This window comes from Fredinandcohnia quinoae (assembly GCF_022427965.1).
GTDB classification, from domain to species: Bacteria; Bacillota; Bacilli; order Bacillales; family Bacillaceae_L; genus Ferdinandcohnia; species Ferdinandcohnia quinoae.
Map to the genome: position 1 here is coordinate 1 of NZ_JAKTTI010000035.1, position 25,168 is coordinate 25,168.

Below are 25,168 nucleotides of genomic sequence, written 5' to 3' on the forward strand. Positions count from 1 at the left end.
GTGTTTTATTAAAAAAGTCTCGATTTATATTGTCCACTTTCTTGACAGAAGACCATTTTGGAGTAAATAAGGGAAGGTTTTCCGCTTATGTAAAGCAAATCCCCTAATTTTGATGTTTTTCGAGTCAATAGGAGGAATTTTTTCCGCTATTCAAATGATTTTTTATTCTATTTACTAATTAGGGGAAATTTTTTCCGTTATTTATTTGATTGGATGCTTAATTTGATTTCCATCCTTTATTTGATCAGCTGCTTAATTTGTTTTCCATCCTTTATTTGATTGGGTGCTTAACCTGATCACCCAACCAATAAGTGCGTTGACACCGACGAGGATTCTCTTCACTTGGTCATACGATAAGCGGATTACGATCCACCCATCAATCACCAACTGATTTTGCCGTTCCAGGTTCTCGGAAAATTATCATTTATCTCTTTAACAAAACTTCTAGCAACTTCTTTTAATTTAATTTGCAACATACTGCCTTTTTATTGAAAAATGCTTTTTTATAGATGGGATAACAAATCTATCAAGACCGTAGTAATACGTTCCTTTTCCAATAAATAATAGAATCATCGCTATTACAAAAAGCTTTGCATCGAGACTAGATAATCCCATTCCTGCCATGATAAAGTTTAAATTCATAAAGGCACCACCAATTAATGCTGGAATTGTTGCGAACCCTAAGATTAATCCTAAGCCTACAAGAAACTCTCCCCAAGGAATAAGGACATTAAAAATCTCTATATTTGGTAAAGCAAATCCTTCGAGGAAGCTAGCATACCACCCTTGGACTGTTGGGTGTTCTCCACTTGCATTTGCAATTGCTCCTTGTATAAATCCACCTGCCTCAAACCCAGAGCTAATTTTATAATAACCCGCTTCTATCCATTGAAGTCCTAACCAAATCCGCAATATTGTTAGAATGAATGCCATTCTTGGTCCATTTATAAATTTTTTCATAATGAATTTCTCCTTTTTGATTGTGAAATATTTCACAAAAATGATTAAATTTTTTTGATTTACGATTGCTTTTTAATTATTTGTGAAGTATTTCACTTGTTTTTATACACTCATTGTAACGAGCCCTTTCATCCATTTCCTTGATATAGGTCAATTTTTTTAGGAAGTTATATAATCGAATCACCGAGAGAGCACTCATGCTTCAAATGATCAACTTTCTCTAGCCTATTAAATTACTCTTATCCTAGTTCACGCAAAAAAACCGACTCTCACTTAGAGAATCGGACTAGGAACTGCAATTTTAACAAACTTTTACTTGAAGAAAATCAATTATAGTGACTAAGCCAATCAAACTTATTTTTATTTTACTTTAAATTTATTTATTTCATTATTTAGCTCATTAGCAAGTAGCTGTAGCTCTTTTGATGATTTCGCTATATTCTCTGTTGAAGCAAGCTGCTCTTGTCCAGAAGCTGAAATCTCTTGTGTACTTGCTGCAAATTCCTCTGCAGTAGCTGCCATCCCTTCTGTTTGAAAGGAAATTTCCTTTGATTTTTCATTAATACTTTTCAACGTTAATGCTGTATTTTTAAAGCTTTCAACAATTCCATCATAGGTTACTTTTATCTTATTAAATGCATCCTGAGTGAGTGATAGTGCGTCTTTTTGCTCTTCTACTAATGTTCCTGTTTTCGTTATATTGGCTACTGCTAGGCTTGTTGTTTCAGTTGTTCTCTCAATAACAGCGGTAATGTGCTTAGCGGCTTGTGTTGAATCTTCAGCTAAACTTCTAATTTCAGCAGCGACAACACCAAACCCCTTCCCAGCTTCCCCTGCTCTACTAGCCTCAATAGCTGCATTTAAGGCTAATAGATTGGTTTGATTTGCAATCGAAGTAATCGTGTCAACAAAGCCCGCTACCTCATTAACCATTTTACTTAGCTCCTGAATCGATTGCTTAGTATGGTGAGAGACTATGACATTTTCATCCATCTTTGTTGCTTGGGTATCGACCGCTGTCTGTCCCGCTTCAATGGAAACGAGTGATTGAACTGCATTCTCTGCACCAGTAGATGCCAGCTGCGTAATCTCATCGATTAATTGAACAACCTCTGATAGGGTTGTGTTTATTCCGTTAACTGTTTCCGCCTGTTGATTATTTCCACTCGCTAACTCATCCATCGCCGATGTCGCTTGCGTGATCGTTCTTACATGTACATCTGCAATATCTGTAAGATTGTTCGAATGGGAAGTAACCAGCGAGGAGACAGATTGCAATTTTTCTGCAAGACTCCGTATTGAATTTCTTGTTTCCCATAGGGCTCTTGCCATTGCACCTGTTTCATCTTTATTTTCTAATAAACCTTTAAAGCTTTCCTCATCATCGACTAAATCTAATTTCGATGTTTGCTTTGCGATATCCGTTAATCTGATGATTGGTTTTGAAATCAATTTCCCTAACACATAAGCGATGACCACTCCAACTATGAGTGACAGGATAAGCCCGATCCAGACCGTTGTTGGCATTAAAAATCCTCCCATATTTGGGGCTGCACCACTCGCCGTATCGCTAGCCATTGATGCATCAGGGTTTCCGTTCGATTGCCCCTTGTTCATAAGAACCGATGCCGCGACATTCACTGCTGCAACAAAAATAGTATTTAATAGTGATAATAAAATAATCTTTGTAGATATTTTTTTCATATGTATTCTCCTTGATGTTTATTGACTTTTAAGCATACATCGAATTATAAATTCTGTTTCTTAAAAAAACCTTAAACATTTTTATTTGGGAATACTCTACTATTGATAGACTAAAGGGCTAAATTAATTTGATCCTACATCTTTGGAAAATAACACTAGGATACAATGAGGCATCTTGCTACACTTAATTCATATTCAGGATAACCTTAATTATAGGAGCATCCAACTTTAATTGAATAAAACTGTCTGAAATTATTCAATCCTTTTCTCTAAATGCTTTAATTCCTCTAACGTTTTGTTTGTTGAAAAACTAATTTGATAGATAGTATCCTTACTTTCTACCCAATAATGATAAGTAACATCTGGTTCATTAGCAAAATGAACACCAATATAGTACGAATTCAGATGTTTATAGCCATCAATACGATGAGGAACTGTGGAAATCGTCCATTCTTCATCTGGATAATGCTCTACTAAGTAGGGTCTTAGTAATTTAACCTTTTTATCAATTTGTGCATCTATCCAAAAAGGACGAGCAACAAAAAATATACAGTAAGCTACAAATACAACTACTACTAATAACCAACCAGTCTTTCGCCATCTACCTTTTAAAAAGGTTGTAATTATTACGAGTACTGCAATTACAGCCCCAACAATCATTAACTCTATTAATTCTGTTGGATGCATGATACCAATCTAACCTCCCCGACTTAGTGACGTTAGTGAAAACCATTTAATGTTGTGGTTGCTACGAGCTAACGAACCACTCAAGGATTTCCACTTCTTATTTAAGTAACCAGCGAAAATAAGCGGAGGTTTTTCCGTTAATTGCAGATTGGGGGTCATTTTGGGGTAAATAAGGGAAGGTTTTCCGCTTATATATAGCAAATCCCCTAATTTTGATGTTTTTCGAGTCAATAGGCGGAATTTTTTCCGCTATTCAAACGATATTTTATTCTATTTACTAATTAGGGGAACTTTTTTCCGCTATTTATTTGGTTAGGTGCTTAATTCAATTCCCATCCTTTATCTAATCGGTCACTTAATTTGTTTTCCATCCTTTATCTGATCAGCCCGCTTAATTTGTTTTCCACCCTTTATCTGATCGGTCACTTAATTTGATTCCCATCCTTTAACTGATCAGGTGCTAAACTTGATTCCCCCTATTTATCTGATTGGGTGCTTAACCTGATCACCTAACCGATAAGAGCGAATCCTCTTGATTCCGGATGCGGGGAGTAACATCTTTCTATCGGCGAGTTGAGAAAGTACTTTTCTGACCGACTTGTCACTTAGCTTCAAATGCTTCTCGACTTCTTTGGGGAATATGGCTTCTCCCTTTCGAATCGCCAGTCGAAGCACTTCCTTTTCTACAAAGGACAAAGAGTTCTGATCCAGTTCATTACCCAGCCACTGGCCAATCACTTGCTGAACAATTTGTTGACACCGACGAGGATTCTCTTTCACTTGGTCATAAGAAAAGCGGATTACAGTCCATCCGTCAATCACCAACTGATTTTGCCGTTCCAGATTGTCGGAAAATTGCCATCTGCTAATGCTCTTTAAGTGAGGCCCAAACCCATCAATTTCAAAGCAAATCCGGATGCCGGGCCGAATATAAGCAAAATCCAAATACCTTTTGCCGTCCTTAAAATCATCAACTTCAAATTCTGGATGAAGATACTTGAAATGGTGAAACAATGGCCACCATACTTGCTTCAAAAACAACATTTCAGCCTGATTGTGACCTTCTTGTAAGCGCCGCAATCGTTCACCAGTTCTTGCCTGCAAGTGTGCATCCAAAAAGGCCTGGTATTCTTTTTCAAATCCCATACGATCCCTCCTCCAATAGTCATTTCTTTTATAGCTGACCTATCAATTCGGAAACCGTCCTTTATCAAAGGTTGCATACATAACTCTCTACTATTTTATCTTTTGAACTTCAGACAGGTTGTTAAAAATAAATGAGTGTTACGAGGTTTCATGTAGTTTCAATCGGAGAAAGTAAAAGGCGGAGCAGCTAATAAAAGAGAAAAATACAGATGAGGATTTGAGGTTAGAACTACTTTTAGATTAATAGAATTTTTAAGTTTGTCAATCTATTTTCATACTATTTCGCAAACAATTTTCACAGAAAAAATCTGCCTCCCCAACCTTCAAGTAGCCTTTTTCCTATAAGATAAATAGTTCCTTTTTTTGGTATCGCGATATTATTTTTCAAAAAATATACCCATAATCTAACAGTTGTAATACCAGGAGATGGAGCCTACAGACCACCCACAATATTCTTATGAAAGTTTACTTGATTCTGAAAGTTAATTGGGTATCGAATTTAATATTTCCAGTATTTTAGTAAGGTAAATAGTCTATATCTACGATACATTTAAACTGTATTCAATAATTTACTGGAGGAATAAATGAGGTGAAGAGACGTTATCGTTTTTTAATCTCATTCTTATTTCTAGTTACTTTGGTTCTGTCAAGCATACCGGCCATGCCTGCGGGTGTGGAACAAGTGAAAGCGGCGACAAAGTTTCCAGATGTAACGAGCTTTCGGAATGAGATTTTATTTTTAAATAATACCGGTGTTATTTATGGGTATAAAAATGGTGATTTTAGGCCAAATGATCCAATTAATCGCTCTCAAGCGGTAATTATGATTATGAGAGAGCTTGGTCTCGATACAAAAAACCCGGTAAACCCAGGGTTCAAGGATTTTAAGCCAGGTGATTTTGGTTATAATGAAGTGGCGAAAGCGGCTGAATTAAACATTATTACCGGAGTCACAAGAGATACTTTTAATCCCAATGGTAAATTAACCCGTGGGCAAATGGCCATTATTTTGGCAAAGGCCTATAACTTAAAGGGAAATAGCCGTTATCACTTTAAGGATGTAGGCATTAAGTCAGTCGTTTATCCTTATGTAAGTACGATAACAGCTCATAATATTACGACAGGCTATTCTGATGGAACATTCCGACCAAATGGAATCATGACGAGAGCACAATTTTCAGCATTTATGGCGCGTTTTTTAAATGATGATTTTAAACCGATGATTGCTAACAATCTAGGGATGTATACCATTGAAGAAATTGCCCAAAACGAGTTAAGTGTTGTGGCTATCGAGCTATATGATGAAAATGATGAGCTTATTTCCCAAGGAAGTGGCTTTGTTGTGGCCAACCAATTAATCGCAACCAATTTCCATGTGATTAGTGGTGGTGCAAAGGCGAAGGCCGTGTTGTCAACAGGTGAGCGCTTTGACCTTGAGGGCGTTGTGGGGTATGACGATTATTTGGATGTTGCTTTATTAAAGCCTGTCGTCCGTACGGGAGTACCACCTCTAACACTAGCAAGCCATGATCATGTTCGAAAAGGTGAATGGGCTGTGGCGATTGGCAGTCCTTTAGGTATGCAAAATTCAATTTCAGAAGGGATTGTTTCCAACAAGCAAGTGTTTGAGGATGAAGCAGGTCCTGTAAAAGTGATTCAAACGACAGCCAATATTACCTTTGGAAGTTCAGGTGGTCCGTTATTTAATATGAACGGCGAAGTCATTGGGATGAATTCGTTTGGTATCGAGGGTCTAAATTTTGCATTGGCAACTGATTACATTACGAATCTCTTAAATCCGTTAAAAGGTAAAACATTTCAGGAAATAAATACGTTGGATTTTGCAAGCATGCCAACCATTGAATTTCCTGATGAAGAAAACCCAGAAGAAGTACCAAATGAAGGGTGGCAGGAAGATGTAATCGAAGGTGGTTTGATAGAAAACTTACCTCCTGAGGCACTGCCGTCAAAACCAGAACCACTACAAGGGACTAAATCATACTTGACGGATTTGTTTATCGATGTGGTTCATGATCCTGAATTGCCAGTATTATACGGTATTAACGAAAACGGAGAATTACTTTCAATGAATTACATTACGAAAAAAATCTCCCGTCTACCATTTAGTTACCCTGCTGAATCTATTTTTTACGCAAATGGAGAGCTTTATGTTACTCTCTTAAAAGGACAGCACAGTTCTTATTGGTGGGAGGAAACGCAGGAAGGTAGTGTTGCGATCGTAGATCCAACTTCATTGAAGGTAAAAAAAATGTTCAATATTGCAATTGACCCTTATGATATCGTTGCTGATGATAATCATTTCTATGTTTCTTCAGGTTCAGGGCAATGGACGTATTTGCAAAGCTATAATCGTGAAACAGGTGCTCAAGTGTCATCCGCTGGCATTAGACAGCAAAGCCAACTTGAAATGCACCCAAGTAAAACGAGAATTTATGCTATTGATTCTGATTCTTCCCCTCGTGATATGGAAGTATTCAATATTAATAATGGGGTTATTTCAGTTGGTTATGACTCACCATACCACGGTGATTATGAGATGGATGAATGGATGTTTATCTCGCCAGATGGCAGATACATTTTCAATGCAGCAGGAACCGTTTTTAGAGCAACCGCTTTGAAGGAAACGAATATGCAATACGTTACCGATATCGGAACGCCATTCTACACTATCGGCTTTAGTGAGGACGGTACTGAATTTTATGTCACTACTGAAGATCAACTGATCACCTACAGTTATGATACATTCCAACCGATAGCTACCCATGCTTTAAATGGTGCTGGTTACTTCACTTTCAATCACAAAGGCAAGCTTATTATTGTCGGTGAAGAAGTTCCTGCCGGATCGAAAGTATTGAAGACTTTTATTTTAGAAACAGAATAGGTGTTTGAAGACAAGAGCCACTTAGGTGCGCTCTTGTTTTTTATAGAACGCTAATAATATCGAAGAATTCAACAAAATATAGTTGTTGACAGGCAGCAGTGTAATTGCTGGCGACACAGCTCAACAGGCTGCTTCGAGGGAAATATTTGAGGAACTTGGCATCTACTATCAATACGACACTATACGACCACAGTTAACCATTAATGTCTAACTTCATACCCGCACATTATGAAAAAGTGGATTTTTTCCTCCTCAATTAGTTATTGACAAAAAACTAAAAAAACACTAAAATTTTGTAATGATAATGATTATCAATTTCAATTATAAAAAAGGTAGAGATGATACCTTTTACTAGGAGGATCTTACGTTGAAAAAATTAATAATACCTTTCATTTTAATTTCAGTTCTAATTCTTAGTGCATGTGGCAATAGCACAAAGAGCCAATCTGCAGAGGATGAAAGTAAAAAGGAAGAAAGTAAGACGATTACATACCAATCTGAAAATGGCCCGATTGAAGTACCTGCCCAACCAAAAAGAGTAGTAGTTTTGACTGGCAATGCAGGGGATTTAATTTCACTTGATGTTAATATCGTAGGGGTGGATGAATGGGCTAAGCAAAGTCCATTATTTAAAGATCAATTAAAAGATGTTCCTGCCGTTTCAGATGAGGATTTGGAGAAAATTATTGAATTAAAACCAGATTTAATTATTGGATCAAATGATAATAAAAACCTAGATAAGTTGAAAAAAATTGCACCAACAGTTACCTATACTTACAATAAAGTAGACTATTTAACACAGCATTTAGAGATTGGTAAACTAGTAAATAAAGAAAAAGAAGCTCAAAACTGGATTGATGACTTCAAAAAACGTGCAGAAGCTGTAGGAAATGAAATTAAAGCTAAAATTGGTGAAAATGCTACGGTGACTGTAATGGAAAGTTATGATAAAAATATGGGCCTTTTTGGAGATAGTTGGGGAAGAGGTACAGAGGTTCTTTATCAAGCAATGGGCCTGAAAATGCATGAAAAGGTAAAGGAAATGACAAGCAAAGAAGGATACTACATGATTTCCTCTGAGGTATTACATGAATATGTTGGGGACTACTTAATTGTTAGCAAATTCAATGATCAAGATAATTCCTATCAACAGACAGATCTATATAAAGAAATGCCTGCCGTGAAGAACAACCATGTCATTGAAGTGGATGGAAATGCCTTTATGTTTAACGATGCTATCACTTTAGATTACCAATTGAAACATTTTGAAGAGAACTTTTTAAAATAAGCAAAAAACGTAGAATGTAGGAATCCAGATCATTCTACGTTTTTTATTGATTTAATACGCAAACTATTACAATTGGATATAAAAGTTCATCACACCGATTGTTCGTATTCAAAAAGTATTATAGTATTTTGTCTGTTTATGCTTTTGTATAAAAATTTTTGACCTAAAATAAAAAGGCTTTTGCATATTACTCTTTAGCAGCTGTTCTGTTCGATTAATAAGGCTCAGCCAAATATTTTTTTGGTAACCTCACGATGAAGGCTGTCCTACCTAAAGAGCTTTCCACTATAATATTGCCACCATGTAATTCTACAATACTTTTCACAATAGCCAAACCTAGACCTGAACCACCAGTATGTTGAGATCGTGACTTTTCGACCCTATAAAATCTTTCAAATATATAAGGCAGATCAATGCTAGGAATGACTTGTCCATAATTTGTAATTTCAATTTCTATTAATTTATTGGTTTCTGATAATGTTATATCGATATACTTTCCATCTTGTCCATATCGAATAGCATTTTGAATCAGATTTTCAAACATCCTTGCTAGTTTATTTCCATCCCCCATCACAATAGGACTGTTCACGGATGAGAGATATTGCCTCATTTCCATACCAGCTTCCTTTACCTGAAACTGAAATTGAACTGCTAATTGATTTAACATTTCTTCTATATTTATAGGAACTTCATTGATTAGAGCCTCTTTATTTTGCACTAAGGTATATTCAAATAAATCATTCATCAATTGGTGAAGGTCTTTAGACTTTTGATGAATAATTTGAATATAATATCTCAGCTCTACCTCATTCTTATATCGATCTTCATGAATCAAGTTTAAATAGCCAACAATTGATGTTAGTGGTGAGCGTAGATCATGGGCAACATTTGTAATCAAATCATTCTTTATTTGTGCAGACTCTTTTTGGTCAACTATTGCCTTCTCTACTTGAGTAATAATTTGATTAACTTTTTCACCTAATTCACCTATGACACTATTATCTTCAATCGTTATTTTTTGATTAAAGTGACCCTCAGATATATAGTCAATTTCATTAATCATTTTTGTTAGCAAATAGTTAACATACTTCTGTCGTTCATAGAAAAAAAACAGGGATAAATATAAGAGTAATACTATACAAAGTCCTAGTACAAATGGGACTAGACCAAATGAGGCAACCAGTTCAATTAAGTCTGAAAGACGAGAGGATTGTGTCTCTAAATAAAAGATAGCAAAAGTCAGTATGCGTGCAGTTATACCTGTTAATATTGCGGCGAACACTACATATATCAATACTCTCCATATAGGAATAAACTTAATGACTTTTTTCAACTTTATAGCCCACTCCCCAAACAGTTTGGATAATCGTTTCACCAGGAATAGCTAAATCGATTTTATCCCGTATATTCTTAATGTGAACCATGACAGTTTTGTTTGAACCCATGCTGTCTTCCTTCCACACTCTTTCGAAAATCTCCTCGGAACTATATACTGTTCCTTGATTCTTTATGAGTAAATATAGAATGTCAAATTCAATAGATGTTAGCTTAATTTCCTTTTCATTTGCGGTAACCTTATGGGATTTTTTATCAATTTCAAGTGAGTTAATTCGAATGACATCCTTATCCATCCCTAATGGGCTGTAGTTCGATCTCCGTAGCAGTGCCCTTACTCGAGCCACTAATTCTAATGGATTAAATGGTTTAACCATATAATCATCAGCACCAGTCATGAGGCCCATGATTTTATCCATATCCTGCACTTTTGCACTGAGCATAAGAATTGGCACTTGATTATTTATCCGAATATGCTTACATAACTCTAATCCATCCATATTAGGCATCATAATATCTAAAATGATGAGATTTATAGGAACACGTTCGATTATATGTAATGCTTCTAATCCATCCTGTGCTTGAAGGACATGATACCCCTCATTTCGCAGGTATATTTCAGCTAGCTTTGCTATTTCTCTATCATCATCAACAATTAGGATGTTATTACTCAATACATCTAGCCTCCTTATGCACAGGATTCGTAATATACGTTATTTGGGATACCCTATTCCAATCTTAATGTATGGAGAAAATTTTGGGCTAATGAATTTTTTGATATCTTTCTTATTATTAAAAATCCTATCACAGCCCCTAATGTATTCGCAATTAAATCATTAATATCAGTACTTCTCCCATTTCCAAGTATTATCTTAATCAAGAGTTGTATAACCTCAAATGATAAGCTGATAGATAACCCCATAGAAGCTGCCTTTTTAACAGAATTGTATCGATTGCTCAGTAACGGTAAATACATACCAAATGGAACCAGCATGACTATATTTAATATAAAAGTTGCTGCATCTATTGTTAACACAGGAATAAAGTTAATAGACTTGAACCATGGAGTTTGGTTTGCATATTCCCCAATATTCACTTCAATAGGGAAAAACACCAAATGAATCATACATAGAAAATAAACGGCAAAGGAAAGTAATAATACAAATTGGCCAAAGCGATATTTCTGTTTAATCACTATCCCCCAGATCATATAGATTAAAAAAATTAGAAATGCAGGAATAAGGATATACCATGAATCTATTGTAAACATCAATGAGTTTTCCATTTATTCATCCTCCTAGAAGTTCTTTCGATTAAAACTAAGTAGAGTTTAACTACTATTTTTAAAGTTTTTCTTAAGAAAATAACAATGATTTCTTAACTTGTAAAAAAGTAAAAAACGTATATTAACCTGTATATACGTTTTTTACTGTTAAACATCTTATCTTTGAATGTTTAAATTAATCTAATTTAATGATTTGATTATTTATCATGATATTTTTAATCGTAGACATATCTAAAAATATACGGTTTCCTATTGGATCTTGGCTATATTGCCATTTGAATCCAATATCCGTTGTACTTGTTGAGCTCGTACTTAATTCAATGATTTGATTATCAGTTGTCATCACCTTAACAATAGGACTAATTTCAGGTAAGTAACTTGACTTACCATCTATTCGTTTCCCCTCAATTCCAATTCCGATGGGTGAAACATATACAGTTTCCAATATTACTTCTTCGTTTTGTTGTTTAAGCGTTAAATCAATATCAGTTTTATTCGAACGATCATGTGCTATAAATTTATTTTTAAAGGGTCCACTAGCGAGGATCTCACCTGTTTCATCACTCACAATTGCACCTGCACGGATCGTTACACTTTTACCTTCTAGGTTACTTAATGCATCTATATCAAACATGACAATAATCTTTTTGCGATCTTCAGTTAATTGTTGCTGAATCATATAACTCGCACCATGCTTAACGTCTAATTCCAGATTTGAAATTGACGCTCCTTCAGGAAATATAGTTTCATCTTCTTTTTCAAATGAAGCAACGATAAGCGAGCTTTTCCCCCCACTCACACTTTCTTCTATTTTCATTTTTATCCCAGATTCTACAACCACTTGATCATGTGTATCTTTTACAAAGCTATTTGTTATCCCCCCAAAAAACTCACTTACATACCCTGTGTTCTGAGAAGCTACAACAGTAGTTGAAGTACCAATTATTAATAACACAACACCCGTTATCATGCTTTTTCTCATATTCATAAATGCTTTTTTTCCCGATTTGTTATTATTCAAGACTCTCTTCCCTTCAATACTATTTTTTCTGTTACTTCCGATCGGAGTAGGCAATCTTTACCTACGCCCTGATTATATCCGCGGAATTTAAAGTTTTTTTAAAGAAAGAGATAAGGTTCTCTTAAATATGGAAAATTCAACTTCAAAAAAAAGGCCTTCCATCTAGCCGCTTATTGGCTATTGGATGCCTCTTTATATTCTATTGGATACATTTACCTATCCACCCAATGCTGTGTTGTGCTTCGATGCTACGGGTTATCTACAATCAAGAACCACTCAAGGAATCCTATTCGTAACCAGCGAAAGCAAGATAAGCGGAGATTTTTCCGTTAACTGCAGAATGAAGGTCGTTTCGGGGTAAATAAGGGAAGGTTTTCCGCTTATATGATGCAAATCCCCCAATTCTCATGTTTTTCAAGTCAATAGGCGGAAATTCTTCTGCTATTTTATCTATTTTTTATGTTATTTACTAATTAGCGGAGTTTTTTTCCGCTATTTATCTGATTGGGAGCTTAACCTGATTCCGCAACCGATAAGAGCGGACCATCTTAATTCCGGATGCGAGCATCAACATATTTTTATCGACTAGGTGAGAAAGTACTTTTCTGATTGTCTTATCACTTAGCTTCAAATACCCCTCGACTTCTTTTGGGAATATGGCTTCTTCTTTTCGAAGCACTTCCTTTTTTAAAAAGGACAAAGATGCCTCGTCCAGTTCGTCATCCAGCAATTGGCGAATCACTTACATCGCATAAACATTATTTGAATTTCCACTTTTACTCATGATAATCGTAAGGATATTTGCAATAGCCAAAATTAATTATATACTTGCTATATAATTTAACTAGTAAATATTTTAATAGGCTGTGATTAAATGACAAATAATAGTCAAATGTACAATGTAGAAATCATAATGAGAGAGATGCTTGAAATACAGCAAAAATCTATGATGTTTGTCAACATGATCTCTGAAGGGGAATCATTATCTCAAAATCAGCTTATTCTTCTTCTTCAATTGAAAATTAAGGGTGGAATGAAAGCAACTGAAATTGCTGATTTTTTCAGTGTAACACCTGGAGCAGTTACATCGATGTGCGATAAGCTGGAAAAATTAAATTTATTACATCGCCTTAGAGAAAGTGAAGACCGAAGAGTAGTGAAGATGGTTTTAACGAAGGATGGAGAAATTAAAGTACAAGAAATATTTTTGAAATTTCCACAAGAAAAACTCACAGATATTGCAACAGTATTAATTGATGTCAATCAGTTAATGGAAAAACTTTTTTAGGGATTTCATAAAAGTTGAAATCCTTTTTTAATGTCTAAATTTATGGAGTGCTTATTTAAAGAAATGCCTTTAGGGGCATTTTTTTGTTCTTGACAAAACAGTCCCACATATAATTTAATTTGTATATATTTTAATCATTAAAATATATACAAATTAAATTAAATTGAGGTGTTTATTCATGGCAAATGAACGGATTCCAAAGCTCCGCAGTTTAACTTTTACAAGTGGCAATATTAGAAACTTAGCCGCAGACTGTGAACAATTAAATATCCGTGGCGCTGTAGCTTTACATCAAGAAGTACGATTAAGGGAAATTTCCACACATGGCCATAGCTCTTTCCATTCTCTCGTTGTGGTGCATATTTTAAAAAATACAGGAGCTTGTGTCCTTAAAGATTTTTGTGTAATTGATGAACTTTCAAATGCGGGAAATTTAAAATTGCTGCATGGAAAAATAACGAAGATTAACAATTCAGGAAAGCTAACAATTGAACAAAGTTTACAAGTAAAACAGTTTCATGCAATTGGCATTGTAAAAGCGAAGGAGATAAAGGCAGAACAGTTTCATTTAAAATTGTCTGGTAGAAGTGTCGTCGAACAACTTACTGCAGATGAAATATATGTAGAAAAAGATAAGTTATCTATCTCTTTAGTAAAGAAAAAACTGGTTAGTAAATGTATAAAAGGGGAAAATTTGCATCTATCCAATACAAACGCAGAATTGGTTGAAGGAGGTATTGTGACAGTAGGAGATAATTGTTTTATAGACACACTTTATTACACAGAAAGCTATTCAATCTCGGAAAATGCCAAAGTGCAGCATATTAGGAGTAAAGAGAAATGAAAATAATCCAAACATTTTTTTGTGTATTAGCAATTCTTGTTCTATCTGTTCTATACGTTGGATTGGTTGTATGTGCATTATTATCAATCTTAGCTGGCATTTTGCGCACATTTGGCCTTGAACAAATAAAAATGAGTATTTGGCAAGACATTAACCTTCCAATCTCTTTAAGCATCCCTTTTTCACTGATTATTTCTTTATTGCTCTTCTTTTGTTCACTTTATGTAAAACGTTCTATGACATTCTGTCTTTCAAAACTTAAGCATTAAGCTCTGTCCTAATGGTTGATTTCAATGCCTGTAACGCTCATTTTCTTAGGATTGTGACTAAGCCACTACAATCGATTATCCATAAAATCAACATAGGGACCATATACAAGAGTTAGAAATCCAATAAAAAAGATTATTGGGTTTCTGCGTGAAATTGAACAAATTTACAAGGTGGATGAGACAAAATTCATCTCAAAATAAACTACGATGTTTTCACAATGAGAAAAAGCCATCATTCAACTGATGGTCTTTTCTTTCACTTTAAACACCATATTAAATTTTATATTATTGATTCTACAAACTTTTTAAACTCTGCCTCTTCCTCTATAAATGGATTATGATTGCTCTGATTGAATGCTTTGAATGTAGAGTTAGGTAGTAAATTAGCTGCTTCAACTCCAAAATCATATGGGCATTGGGCATCATGTAAGCCAGCGTATATGTATGCCGGTACCTCCACTTCTTTTAAAAATGGTCTTAAATCATAGTTTGGAAGTTCTTTATAAGAGTAATAATCTAATCGAGCAGATACAGTTTTACCACTATTAGGTCGACTAATCATTTCATCATATGCTGATTTATTATATAGGGACATCATCATCCATTCCTTACTAACAGCCCTTCGTTCTTCAATCGTTGCATGTACATCTCTTAGCACTGCAAAAATTTCACGTAATCTTTTATTATTTGGATTTTCACTACAATAAATACTTCCTGGGTGTTTCATATAATCTGCCGATGCAGATAACCCTCCTACAATAATTCGATCTAAACTTTCAGGAGATTGTATCGCATATTTAAGTCCTAACATACCGCCTGTTGAATGCCCAGCAAAGCCCCAGGATTCAAATCCTAACTCTTTTCTAATTGCTTCCAAATCTTTAACGGAAGATTCCATACTATATTTATCTTCGCCAACACTTTCTGTCGACTTACCACAACCCGCTAGATTAATAAGATATACAGAATATTTATCTGTAAAACTATTTGCGAGTAAATTTCCATTTTTATTGTATTCACTATACAAATGTGTAACGCTTAAGGGTCTTCCATTCCCCTTTTTGAACACCTCAAATTGTCCATGTTCCGTATCAATCAAAATTTCTTCCCACATATCCTATTATTCCCTCCTTAAAAACGAATCCGTTGCTACATATGATTTTATATTATGTACATCATTTCTATCAATCTAGCAAAAGTAGTATTAGTACTTATTTTAACAATTAGTCTTTAACTTTACAGGAGGGGATGAATATAATCCGTGATATAATTGGTAGATATTAGAAGGGGGGTATTTCGGATGTCAATACATTCGAATAAAGATTACAAGTCATTCTTCTGGAAAAGGTTCTTCATTTTGTTTATTCCCATTTTTATAATTGGTATTATTTCCGAGCCAAATATAACTCAAAATCCTTTTAAATCCCTCGAAGATTATGGAGAGTTTGTTTTCTTTTTGCTGTATTACACTCTTGTTCTATCTGGAATGGTTGCCTTCATACTATCAATCACTTGGAGATTAAAACTATCAAATAAATAAACCTGGCTTGAATTTTTACTGAGTCCTTTTTTACGTACTTCTTCGTATTTGAAACGCTGAAATAAGGATTTGTTCTACTCGTAGGTTTCCCATATATAACATTCCAACGAAAGCGAAAGTAAGATAAGCGGAAATTTTTCCGTTAACTGCTGAATGAAGTTCGTTTCGGGGTAAATAAGGGAAGGTTTTCCGCTTATATGATGCAAATCCCCTAATTTTCGTGTTTATCGAGTCAATAGGCGGAAATTCTTCTGCTATTTTATCTATTTTTTATGTTATTTACTAATTAGCGGAGTTTTTTTCCGCTATTTATCTAATCGGGAGCTTAATTTGATTTCCACCATCTATCTGATTGAGAACCCTTAATTTGATTCCTCTTTTTATAAGCACCTAGGAACTAAAATATTCACACACAAAATGGTATAATAACGACGTACTATCAAAATAAAAGGAGATACTTTCCTATGGCCCCTTTAAATGAAGATCAATTAAAAGATATACGTGATGAACGTAAGAAACAAATTATGATTGCTGCTCTAAAGGTATTTGCTGAAAATGGTGTTAAGTTAACAAAGATAGGTATGATTGCAAAGGAAGCTGGTGTTTCACACGGCTTAGTTTACCATTATTTTAGTTCGAAAGAAGAAGTATTGTTTGAAAGTTTAGAATGGGGAATGGAAGTAGCCGATACGAAAAAAAAGTTGGATGAGTTGGGTAAAACCATACTGTCCCCACTTGATAAGTTAAAATCCTTTGTAACGTTTGGATTAAAGGAAGGTAACAGCGATATTTTTAGAATCATTCAGCATTTAGGAAAATCGGACAAATTGCCCGAACACATTCAAGATCTGGTATTAAATAGTGGGGAAATATATATTGAGTCATTATTACCTTGGATTATAGAGGGTCAAAAAAATGGTGAAATTATCCAAGGTGATTCGCGAGAAATTTTAGAGATTTTTCTAAATGTTATCTCCGGCATTATGGCAGATGATCTCATTTTTTGGAATCATAATATCGATCGAAAAGTTGATATACTATTAAGAATGCTATCCACTCGTTAATCGCTACTTTTTTTATTGACACTTCAATTGGATTATCATATTATGATATTGACTGAATGAATCAACCAAAAACATTCAGTCATTTTTCTACCTTTGTTTTGACTGAATGAATCAATCATAAAACACAAGGAGTGAGATACGATGAATGACTCGATTATTTCTGTTAAAGATTTGAAAAAGTCTTATGGAAGCCAGAAAGTTTTAGATGGTATTAATTTTGAAGTAGAGCGCGGACAAATATTTGCACTATTAGGTGAAAATGGCGCAGGTAAAACAACGACTATTCGCATATTATCCACGTTGATTCGACCAGATGAAGGAATTGCTATGATCGACGGTCTAGACACATACCGTGAAGCTAACTCGGTGAAAAAACGTATTAGTTTAACGGGACAATACGCGACTGTAGATGAGTTATTAACAGGAGAAGAAAATCTACAGATGATGGGACGTCTCAATCACCTTAACCGAAGTACTGTCAAAAAGCGTACAGCTACTTTACTAAAACAATTTGATTTGTTAGAGGCTGCTAAAAAACAAGCAAAATCTTATTCTGGTGGAATGCGCCGGAGATTAGATATCGCACTGAGTTTACTTGCAAATCCAAAGGTCATCTTTTTAGATGAGCCTACTACAGGTTTAGATCCAAGAAGTCGATTGAATATGTGGATATTGATTAAAGAGCTTGCTAGTAACGGTATAACGATTTTTTTAACAACCCAATATTTAGAAGAAGCTGACCAGCTCGCAGATAAAATTGCCCTTATTCACAATGGGAAAATTGTTGTAGAAGGTACTGCCGAAGAGCTAAAAAGGATGATAGGCGAAGAAAAGCTAGTCCTACAGTTCCAGTCAGAAGCCAACCTTATTAAAGCACATAACTTACTTGATGGGCAGACGGATCATGAAAGCAAATGCCTGATCCTTACAGTAAAGGACACTACTGAAGACTTGCGAAATACGTTAAATACATTACATGAACAAGATATGATGCCAATAGATATCTATTTCCGTAAACCGACTCTGGAAGATGTTTTTATGGAGATTACTAGTCATAAACCGGAAGGAGAAGTTAAATATGGATGAGATAAAATGGGTTATAAAAGATGGATGGACCATGTCACGACGTAGTTTTAAACACATTTTAAGAAATCCTGACGTTTTATTTCTAAGTATTGGTTTACCTGTAGTGCTTATGCTAATGTTTGTTTTTGTATTTGGTGGTGCTATAAATACTGGCACAGACTATATAAACTATGTTGTTCCAGGCGTTATCATAACCTGTGTAGGGTATGCTAGTTCCATGACAGCTGGAAGCGTCGCTCAAGATATAGTTGGCGGTTTATTTGAACGCTTTCGAAGTATGCCAATCAGACCCTCTTCTTTACTAGTTGGTCATGTTATCGGTAGCTTTGTTCGAAATGCAATTGGTGCAATCATTGTCTTTGTTGTTGCATTACTAATTGGTTTCAGGCCTAATGCAGAATTTTGGGATTGGTTCGGTGTTGTGGGCTACCTTAGTTTATTTTTATTTGCCATTAGTTGGGTAGCTGTTGTTTTGGGATTAATTGCAAAAAGCGTGGAAGCAGCGAGTGCATTTACCTTTTTCATCATATTTTTACCCTATATAAGCAGTGCCTTTGTTCCTACTGAGACAATGCCGAAATGGCTACACCCTTTTGCTGAACATCAACCATTGACACCTCTTATTGAAACATTACGCGGATTTTTAACAGGAACTCCAATCGGTAATAGCGCTTATCTAACGCTTTTATGGTTTGGTTCTTTGATGATTCTCTCTATCATAATTGCCACTATTGTTTTTAAGAGAAAGAAAGCGGAATAAGGTAGTAAAGCAACCTCTATAAAGTGAGAAATGCGCAAAAAATATGTAATTGTGAAAATCACTGATAATAACCCAGCAATAATAAATCCAATACCATCTACTTATAATACAGTCCACTGCAGTTATTTAAAAGGCCAAAAACAAGGAATTGGTATACATTATCCAATTCCTTTTTAGGTGCATATTCCTATTTTGAATGCTCATGTTCAGTACCTATGAAATCCTATGCTGAAAAATCCATTCTTGCATAAAAAACAGTACGTTCCTTTTGCCCTTCCTACGTATGCAAGCTCCCTTTTAACCAGGCGCGTGGGCGGTATGACCCGATGGGAATTTGAATCAGACTTGTTTTTCCTTTCAATTTGATTCTATAAAGTTCATCACATTGGCTTGCATCATATCCTAACAATGGATGCCCGCCCATTCCTAAAGCACCCGACACTAAGAGCATCCGTTGCACGAGAATGCCCGCTTCCATCTGTTGAATACGGTATCCTCGATACCCAAATATCTCTTTGAGATGACCTTTGTCTCCAACTACATGCAGACAGATTGGAACATGAAACAAATTTATATTTGGCATTGTTAATCCTGACTGTAAAAGCTCCCGGTAATCCCCCTTGGATATTCTCCGTAGTGCATGAGTGCCTTTGTCATAAGAATAGGCACCGTTAGGAATTCCCTCTACATTATAAAAACTGCCATATAGAGAAACACGACTCTCAATATGTCCCTTTGTATTATCAAGATCATTTTGATACAAGAAGGAAAATGTCTCTTTTAATAAAGTAGATAATTCTGTAAGACTCACTTTTCCTAACGTAAAATCGCTATCTGGAGAATACCGCTTTCTGCAAACAGCTGCGATATCGTACGAAAAACTCTCTGAAAATGGCAACAATGTTAACTCCGTACCTAAGGAAGGCTCGGCATCATTTTCTTTTAATTTTACAAACGACTTTGTTGTTTCAAACATCGATTCTTCATTCAGTTTTCTCAGTAGTGGGTAATCAAAAACCTTCTTTGAACGATTATAGGAAGTATGATTCAACATTGGAACTTCCCGGCACAGTTCAGATGCATTCACAGTTTCTTCTCTCGTTTGATCGTTGTCAAAACATGGTATTGACGATTTTATACTTAATGGGATCACTGCATATACACTTTCCTCCTGCTCGGACAATCCAAGTAAATGATTAATAGACCGATCAAGAAATTGATAACATACCCGTGTTGAGAACCCCATCACATGACCCACTTCTAAGGATTGCCCAATTACCACTCCTGCATCTAACCCTTGAAGCCTGTAGGAGAAATTATTGTATTTATAAAAGTTTTTCCAAAAAACAGTTGAGACAAAAACAGTGCAAAAACAGTCAGAAATAGGAACGTTTTCTCCAAGACTTCTAGATAAGTAGTAATCGTAATTTCCTTCCCTTAACAAAATAAGACGGTGATGCGCCACATCGTAATGGTATATTCCTTTTGGGGCGTCATCCAGCTTTAAATACACATATAATTCATTCGGATACAATGCCCCTCCTGAGGGAACAAATCTTCGTAACGATTGTGTAAAGCTCACATTTTTTCCGTTGGTTTCATCAAATAAAGGCGACTGAGAGTATTGAGTTAGACCGTATACATACCATAAGAAATGGCCAAGCACTTCTAGACTAGGATTTAGACCAGTTTCGATCTTCGTGAGAGTTAAGGGCACTTCTGCGGTCAGAGGAGTTTCTGGCAAGCCACGGTACAATTTATATGGAAGTGGCGCGTCTTCCCAATCAACCTTCCAATCTGGGGGAAAGCTTTTATCCGTGTCAAAATGCAGTTGATGTAGGAATGTTTTTAGCTCCAAATCATTTGTCCTCCTACTCTTCCATTATGGGAATGGATGGGGAAATGGATTTAGCTGTTCATACGTTAATGGTTTCGTCTCGAATCCTAGTTGTACAGGTACCTTGAGCACTCTTTCCAGGCCCTTCACCCGAGTGAGATGATGCCCAAATGTCATTGGTAACATACCAGGAATGATTACCTTCACACAAAATAATCCATTCCGTTTGGTGATCGGCGTGGTTTGGTCAACCACAATAACCTCAAGGTTCAAACGGCGAAACTTCAGAAGAATATCCTGAAGATCATCTTTTAAATCAGTATTGGCTGGTGGCTCCTTAAATTCCTCAGCAAATGTACGTAAAGGACGATCATCATCCAATAAAAAATTCAGTCGTTCCTCTGCCTCTCGCAGACCGTATAGCATCCCATGGTCCTCCATAGTCCGTACTGCGAACGGGTCTAGGAGCATCCTTTCATATTCCTGTCTATTTGTCTCCAATTTTTCGTCATCCCTAAACATCATTCCTGCAAGCTCGTAAATTGTGCTTTTTACAGCCCTTACAGGATCCAGATTCGCACCCGCTGCACAAATAATGTTTACACCCTTGGATCTTCTGTTTTTTGCCACTGCCCAAACGCTTGGAATTCCATGTTCCATCGTCGAATTGTAAAAATAAAGGTCATACCCGGCTACATCATGAATACGGTCCACCATCAGCTGTAATTCTGGATCATTTGCAGTACGAAGATCAAGTCGTGGGAGAGGAAGCCTCGCATACCAGGTTAACAAAAATGAATCCCTCTCGACGACCTCCATGATGGCATGCAAAATGGCTTCCTCTAAACTCCCCCCTAATGCACATCCATTTGACGTTTCGTACACAAAGCCATCTCCACAGCTTAGACTATAATAGGCAAGTAACTTTGGAATCAAAATTGGTCTTTCTTGTAAAAATGAATAACCCCAGACCCAATCCATTGGGGCATCAGGATTAAACTTTTTAAAAGGAAAATGGGGCATTTCATATTGTTCAGATTCATGAACACCTACACTCGTTGGATTCAATGCATTATTTTCTAAATGATGATAACTATCACGAACGATTGTCCTTTTTCCTCGAGGCTCAATCCCGCAATATCGCTCCAAGCCTTCCAAAATGGCAGTCAGTTCACTCATTTCATAAGAATTCGTCCTTCCTGCCACTCCCTCATCTCCTCCAAACAGTGGCATGTTCACTAAAACATCTGCAAACGGCAGTCTAAAATCTTGTATTTTCCCATTCATAAGCCCGGTACGAGAATCGAGATAATCCTTAACTAGGAAAGCTTTTAATTCATTCATTGAACGACTTCGATAACCACCCGCATTGGTTTTAGGGATAGATTCTAACCGAATTTGAGCTAATTCTGATGTATCATTGGGTAATGTACTGCACATCGGGCACATTGGGTCAGGTAAGAAAAAGTGAAGAGAGACCGATAATGTTTTCAGATTTGTAATGAACACTTTTTCATTTAAATTGCTGGATTCTCCTTGAAGAATCCTCTTAACTTCATTACTTATCAAATCTGCCATGTGAGATAATCCCGTTCGTGATACCCAAGCATCCCGCTGTAAACCCTCTCCTGCAGCCATTTTTCCTTGAATCTCCCACATTTCTTGACGATCAGCCCCCGCTATAATCCGCCGGATATCAGCACAGTAAGAACATCCAGGTGTTTCTGGGCGTACGAACGGACCGATGATCCCTTCCCCAAACGAGACAAAACCCCGAAGCCATGGGATACCCGCATCTCTAAATCTACTTTCCGCTTTTTGATGTGCCGACGGATGCCAGGAATCGTGAAGCACCAGAGCTAATTCTGTGCCAACCGGGACGTCTTCCACTATACTTTGACGCTTTATCGGATAGCTTCCGGATAATTGATGATAGACAATATCCGCTAATAGACCCTTTCCTTCCATTAAAATGAAGGCTGCCATTAGGATCCCCCCTCTCGAACCTGTACACCATACACCCCCGCTAGTTCTCCTTGTAAAAATGGCTCAAACGAAAGATCATAAACAAATAAGTGCTTCCGGTTCTCTCGTAAGACCTGGACGGAAGATTGTAATAGCTCTAATTGAGTCATTCCATCACAAGAAGGAATGTTGAGTTTAGATTCCTCCTTTTCCAGGAATTCGGCTGGATCCATTTGATGTCTTACCTGTACCTCGTTTTGAGTGTTTAAAAGCGCAAGTTGTAATGCATTGCGTAATGCGAGCGTTATATTTAAACCTGCCTTAGTGTACCATTGGCCATTCGACCTTACCCGTATGATAGGGAAGCCCAGAATACCCTCTCTTAAATGGATAATTGTTGGTCCATTCAAGGTAGTTAGTGCATTAAAATAATATTTGCAATGCGGATCTTCTATTGATCCTAGCTGCAAGTCTAAAATCGCGCCCTGTTGATCTCCCTCTCTTTCTTTTATTTCTTCATCTAAATATCTTTGGATCCCTCTACAAATAGCCTCTTCAATTGTTTCTCCAGCACCAATACCCATAAACCCCTCTGGAAAACTCGAGTCAACATGATCATTCTGATTTTTAAATCCCTTAATAGGTGAATCAATCAATGTTGAAACATACATTTCAATGCCAGTCAGCCCGGCATGTCTTTTAGCTTCCTCATGTGTTAAACCAGCACAAACAACTTCTGAAAGAAGTGCTGCTGGTCCCTCGGAAACTGGATTAACTGCTTGAACAAAGCACTGTGCAAGAGGAAGCTGTGGCAAATTTCGCTCCTCCCACGAATGAAAAATTCCGATCTGTTCAGAAGTGAGCCGGCTAAAATACTCCAATAGTTTAGTCGGAGGAGAATTTCTATTAGATTCATGTTTAATTCTTATATCAAGGTCTTCTACCTGCCTGGGAGTTATCGTTGTAGACGAAACCAACGGGTGGGCAAGGAATGATAGCCAGTTACCTTCCAATGTTTCAAGATCAAGCAGATAAATTTGATTACTTTGGGCCGAACCCGTAATTCCTGCAGCTTTCTTGAAAAATTCAAATACAATGACATTTGCCAGAATGGATCCAGTTGTTGAAGAGAAGTTGATACGTTGCTGATCTGCTTGAACTGTAGATTGATGAAGGCGGCGCCATGCAGACTCCCAGCAGCCATCTGATTCTGGATGAACGACTGGACCAGATAGTCCTACTTGCCCTAAACATATGGCAGGTAGAAATACCTTTCTTTCCTCCTTGCAAACAGCATGAAGATTCCTTAGTTCATTTACATTTCCATCCTGGGAGACATATAGAACCCAATCATATGGCTGTATAGCCTGTTTCCAAAAGCTCTTGTGTTCCCCTTTTTCAAATTGGATCTCCTTCACTTCCACCTCGGAGTCGACTTCACGGGCATTCTGCACTAGCTCATCAATCCGCGGGCGATTTGTAGGAATTGATTCTGTCACCATAACGTTTAATTTAGGAAGACCTGATTCAATTAATGAGCCCACCAATGAAACCATAATGGGACCGGCTCCGATAGCCAGAACTTTAGCCTGACGGAATTTCTGAAAGTGATACGCACCAGAATCAACAAAACTCTCGATAAATTCAATTTGCATAGAATATTTTTCAAGAACCGTACTAGTTAAATGATGCGGCCGATCTTTACTAATATCTCGTACAAAGCCATTCTGGTACAATGTTTCTCCAATCTCGTAAACTCTTTTCTTATACGGTGCCGTTAGTCCTTTTGTTAATTCTCCCAATGTTTGCTCCCCATTGAACATCGGTATAAGTGTTTCAATCCACTGATAGATGGAACTGCCTTTCATACGGAATGAGCTTTCGTTATTTCTAAAATACACACCACCTTCTTGATCAAGCAGATAAAATGTATCTCTTTTTACCTTCAAACGCGAGGAAACGTTAAGTTTTGTCATTCAGCTCCTCCTTATTTCTAATCGTTTCAAACTATGCACTACCATTCTATGTAGTTTTATTTGTCCGTTATGAATAGCGAAAAAAGCAGTGTCCCTGCAATCATGCAAGGACACTTTTATTAGTGGCAGCAGAAAAGGTCAGTGGTAGGTCCGATAGACGCTCCCGCTGTGCAAGTCGTGTAAAGCGAAGCACCCTTGGAACAGGCAACGA

The 25,168-nt window shown here is 36.5% G+C and carries 23 protein-coding genes; 10 read left to right on the forward strand and 13 right to left on the reverse strand.

Features of this window, described 5'->3' with window-relative positions; genetic code table 11:
* Positions 1-462 precede the first annotated feature (462 nt).
* The 4 genes from MJG50_RS17650 to MJG50_RS17665 form a co-directional block, all read right to left on the reverse strand.
* Positions 463-960 carry a DoxX family protein gene (locus tag MJG50_RS17650; protein ID WP_240257082.1) on the reverse strand — a complete coding sequence of 166 codons (498 nt, stop codon included), beginning with the start codon at positions 958-960 and terminating at the stop codon, positions 463-465.
* A 360-nt stretch (positions 961-1,320) separates the two neighbouring features.
* Positions 1,321-2,664: a methyl-accepting chemotaxis protein gene (locus MJG50_RS17655; protein WP_240257083.1), complete on the reverse strand. Its 1,344-nt coding sequence runs from the start codon at positions 2,662-2,664 to the stop codon at positions 1,321-1,323.
* A 252-nt stretch (positions 2,665-2,916) separates the two neighbouring features.
* Positions 2,917-3,351 (reverse strand): hypothetical protein, encoded by a 435-nt coding sequence (locus MJG50_RS17660; RefSeq protein ID WP_240257084.1) that lies wholly within the window; start codon positions 3,349-3,351, stop codon positions 2,917-2,919.
* Between the two features lie 480 nt (positions 3,352-3,831).
* Positions 3,832-4,497, reverse strand: a complete 666-nt coding sequence (locus tag MJG50_RS17665; protein ID WP_240257085.1) for a DNA-binding response regulator — start codon at positions 4,495-4,497, stop codon at positions 3,832-3,834.
* 589 nt (positions 4,498-5,086) lie between these two features.
* Between MJG50_RS17665 and MJG50_RS17670 the strand changes: the two genes are divergently transcribed.
* From MJG50_RS17670 to MJG50_RS17675, 3 genes are all read left to right on the forward strand, one after another.
* Positions 5,087-7,399: an S-layer homology domain-containing protein gene (locus MJG50_RS17670; RefSeq protein WP_240257086.1), complete on the forward strand. Its 2,313-nt coding sequence runs from the start codon at positions 5,087-5,089 to the stop codon at positions 7,397-7,399.
* A gap of 85 nt (positions 7,400-7,484) precedes the next feature.
* Positions 7,485-7,610: an NUDIX hydrolase gene (locus MJG50_RS22215; RefSeq protein WP_275695653.1), complete on the forward strand. Its 126-nt coding sequence runs from the start codon at positions 7,485-7,487 to the stop codon at positions 7,608-7,610.
* Between the two features lie 156 nt (positions 7,611-7,766).
* Entirely contained in the window at positions 7,767-8,687 is a 921-nt protein-coding gene (locus tag MJG50_RS17675; protein ID WP_240257087.1) for an iron-hydroxamate ABC transporter substrate-binding protein, read from the forward strand.
* 214 nt (positions 8,688-8,901) lie between these two features.
* Here the strand turns inward: MJG50_RS17675 and MJG50_RS17680 are convergent, their stop codons facing one another.
* From MJG50_RS17680 to MJG50_RS17700, 5 genes are all read right to left on the reverse strand, one after another.
* Entirely contained in the window at positions 8,902-10,020 is a 1,119-nt protein-coding gene (locus MJG50_RS17680) for a sensor histidine kinase (RefSeq protein ID WP_275695654.1), read from the reverse strand.
* Entirely contained in the window at positions 10,004-10,696 is a 693-nt protein-coding gene (locus MJG50_RS17685; protein WP_240257088.1) for a response regulator transcription factor, read from the reverse strand. Before MJG50_RS17685 ends, MJG50_RS17680 begins: the two co-directional genes overlap by 17 nt.
* 53 nt (positions 10,697-10,749) lie before the next feature.
* Positions 10,750-11,307: a VanZ family protein gene (locus MJG50_RS17690; RefSeq protein WP_240257089.1), complete on the reverse strand. Its 558-nt coding sequence runs from the start codon at positions 11,305-11,307 to the stop codon at positions 10,750-10,752.
* Between the two features lie 175 nt (positions 11,308-11,482).
* Positions 11,483-12,295, reverse strand: coding sequence for a hypothetical protein (locus tag MJG50_RS17695; protein ID WP_240257090.1), 813 nt, complete (start codon positions 12,293-12,295; stop codon positions 11,483-11,485).
* 529 nt (positions 12,296-12,824) lie between these two features.
* Positions 12,825-13,070 (reverse strand): hypothetical protein, encoded by a 246-nt coding sequence (locus MJG50_RS17700; protein ID WP_240257091.1) that lies wholly within the window; start codon positions 13,068-13,070, stop codon positions 12,825-12,827.
* A 132-nt stretch (positions 13,071-13,202) separates the two neighbouring features.
* Here MJG50_RS17700 and MJG50_RS17705 point away from each other — a divergent pair, with 132 nt between their 5' ends.
* The 3 genes from MJG50_RS17705 to MJG50_RS17715 all read left to right on the forward strand — a co-directional run bounded on the left by MJG50_RS17705 (position 13,203) and on the right by MJG50_RS17715 (position 14,729).
* The gene (locus MJG50_RS17705; RefSeq protein ID WP_240257092.1) at positions 13,203-13,616 is read left to right on the forward strand and encodes a MarR family transcriptional regulator; all 414 of its coding nucleotides are present in this window, start codon (positions 13,203-13,205) and stop codon (positions 13,614-13,616) included.
* 178 nt (positions 13,617-13,794) lie between these two features.
* Positions 13,795-14,460, forward strand: coding sequence for a hypothetical protein (locus MJG50_RS17710; protein WP_240257093.1), 666 nt, complete (start codon positions 13,795-13,797; stop codon positions 14,458-14,460).
* On the forward strand, positions 14,457-14,729 hold the full coding sequence (locus tag MJG50_RS17715) for a hypothetical protein (protein WP_240257094.1): 273 nt from the start codon (positions 14,457-14,459) through the stop codon (positions 14,727-14,729). The genes MJG50_RS17710 and MJG50_RS17715 overlap by 4 nt, the downstream gene beginning before the upstream one ends.
* Positions 14,730-15,009: 280 nt before the next feature.
* On the opposite strand, the gene MJG50_RS17720 is transcribed toward MJG50_RS17715, so the two are convergent.
* A complete protein-coding gene (locus MJG50_RS17720) occupies positions 15,010-15,843 on the reverse strand; it encodes an alpha/beta fold hydrolase (protein ID WP_240257095.1) in 834 nt (277 codons plus the stop codon).
* 186 nt (positions 15,844-16,029) lie between these two features.
* Between MJG50_RS17720 and MJG50_RS17725 the strand changes: the two genes are divergently transcribed.
* From MJG50_RS17725 to MJG50_RS17740, 4 genes are all read left to right on the forward strand, one after another.
* Positions 16,030-16,269, forward strand: coding sequence for a hypothetical protein (locus tag MJG50_RS17725; RefSeq protein WP_240257096.1), 240 nt, complete (start codon positions 16,030-16,032; stop codon positions 16,267-16,269).
* Between the two features lie 464 nt (positions 16,270-16,733).
* On the forward strand, positions 16,734-17,333 hold the full coding sequence (locus MJG50_RS17730) for a TetR/AcrR family transcriptional regulator (protein ID WP_240257097.1): 600 nt from the start codon (positions 16,734-16,736) through the stop codon (positions 17,331-17,333).
* A 141-nt stretch (positions 17,334-17,474) separates the two neighbouring features.
* Positions 17,475-18,419, forward strand: a complete 945-nt coding sequence (locus MJG50_RS17735; protein WP_240257098.1) for an ATP-binding cassette domain-containing protein — start codon at positions 17,475-17,477, stop codon at positions 18,417-18,419.
* A 31-nt stretch (positions 18,420-18,450) separates the two neighbouring features.
* Positions 18,451-19,179 (forward strand): ABC transporter permease, encoded by a 729-nt coding sequence (locus MJG50_RS17740; RefSeq protein ID WP_240257099.1) that lies wholly within the window; start codon positions 18,451-18,453, stop codon positions 19,177-19,179.
* A gap of 277 nt (positions 19,180-19,456) precedes the next feature.
* Here MJG50_RS17740 and MJG50_RS17745 read toward each other — a convergent pair whose 3' ends face one another.
* The 3 genes from MJG50_RS17745 to MJG50_RS17755 are packed head-to-tail and all read right to left on the reverse strand — an operon-like array spanning position 19,457 to position 24,957.
* Positions 19,457-21,037 carry a SagB family peptide dehydrogenase gene (locus tag MJG50_RS17745; RefSeq protein ID WP_240257100.1) on the reverse strand — a complete coding sequence of 527 codons (1,581 nt, stop codon included), beginning with the start codon at positions 21,035-21,037 and terminating at the stop codon, positions 19,457-19,459.
* Positions 21,038-21,061: 24 nt separating this feature from the next.
* Complete coding sequence (locus MJG50_RS17750; RefSeq protein ID WP_240257101.1) at positions 21,062-23,002, reverse strand: TOMM precursor leader peptide-binding protein; 1,941 nt, start codon at positions 23,000-23,002, stop codon at positions 21,062-21,064.
* Positions 23,002-24,957: a putative thiazole-containing bacteriocin maturation protein gene (locus MJG50_RS17755; protein WP_240257102.1), complete on the reverse strand. Its 1,956-nt coding sequence runs from the start codon at positions 24,955-24,957 to the stop codon at positions 23,002-23,004. Before MJG50_RS17755 ends, MJG50_RS17750 begins: the two co-directional genes overlap by 1 nt.
* Positions 24,958-25,168: the final 211 nt, after the last annotated feature.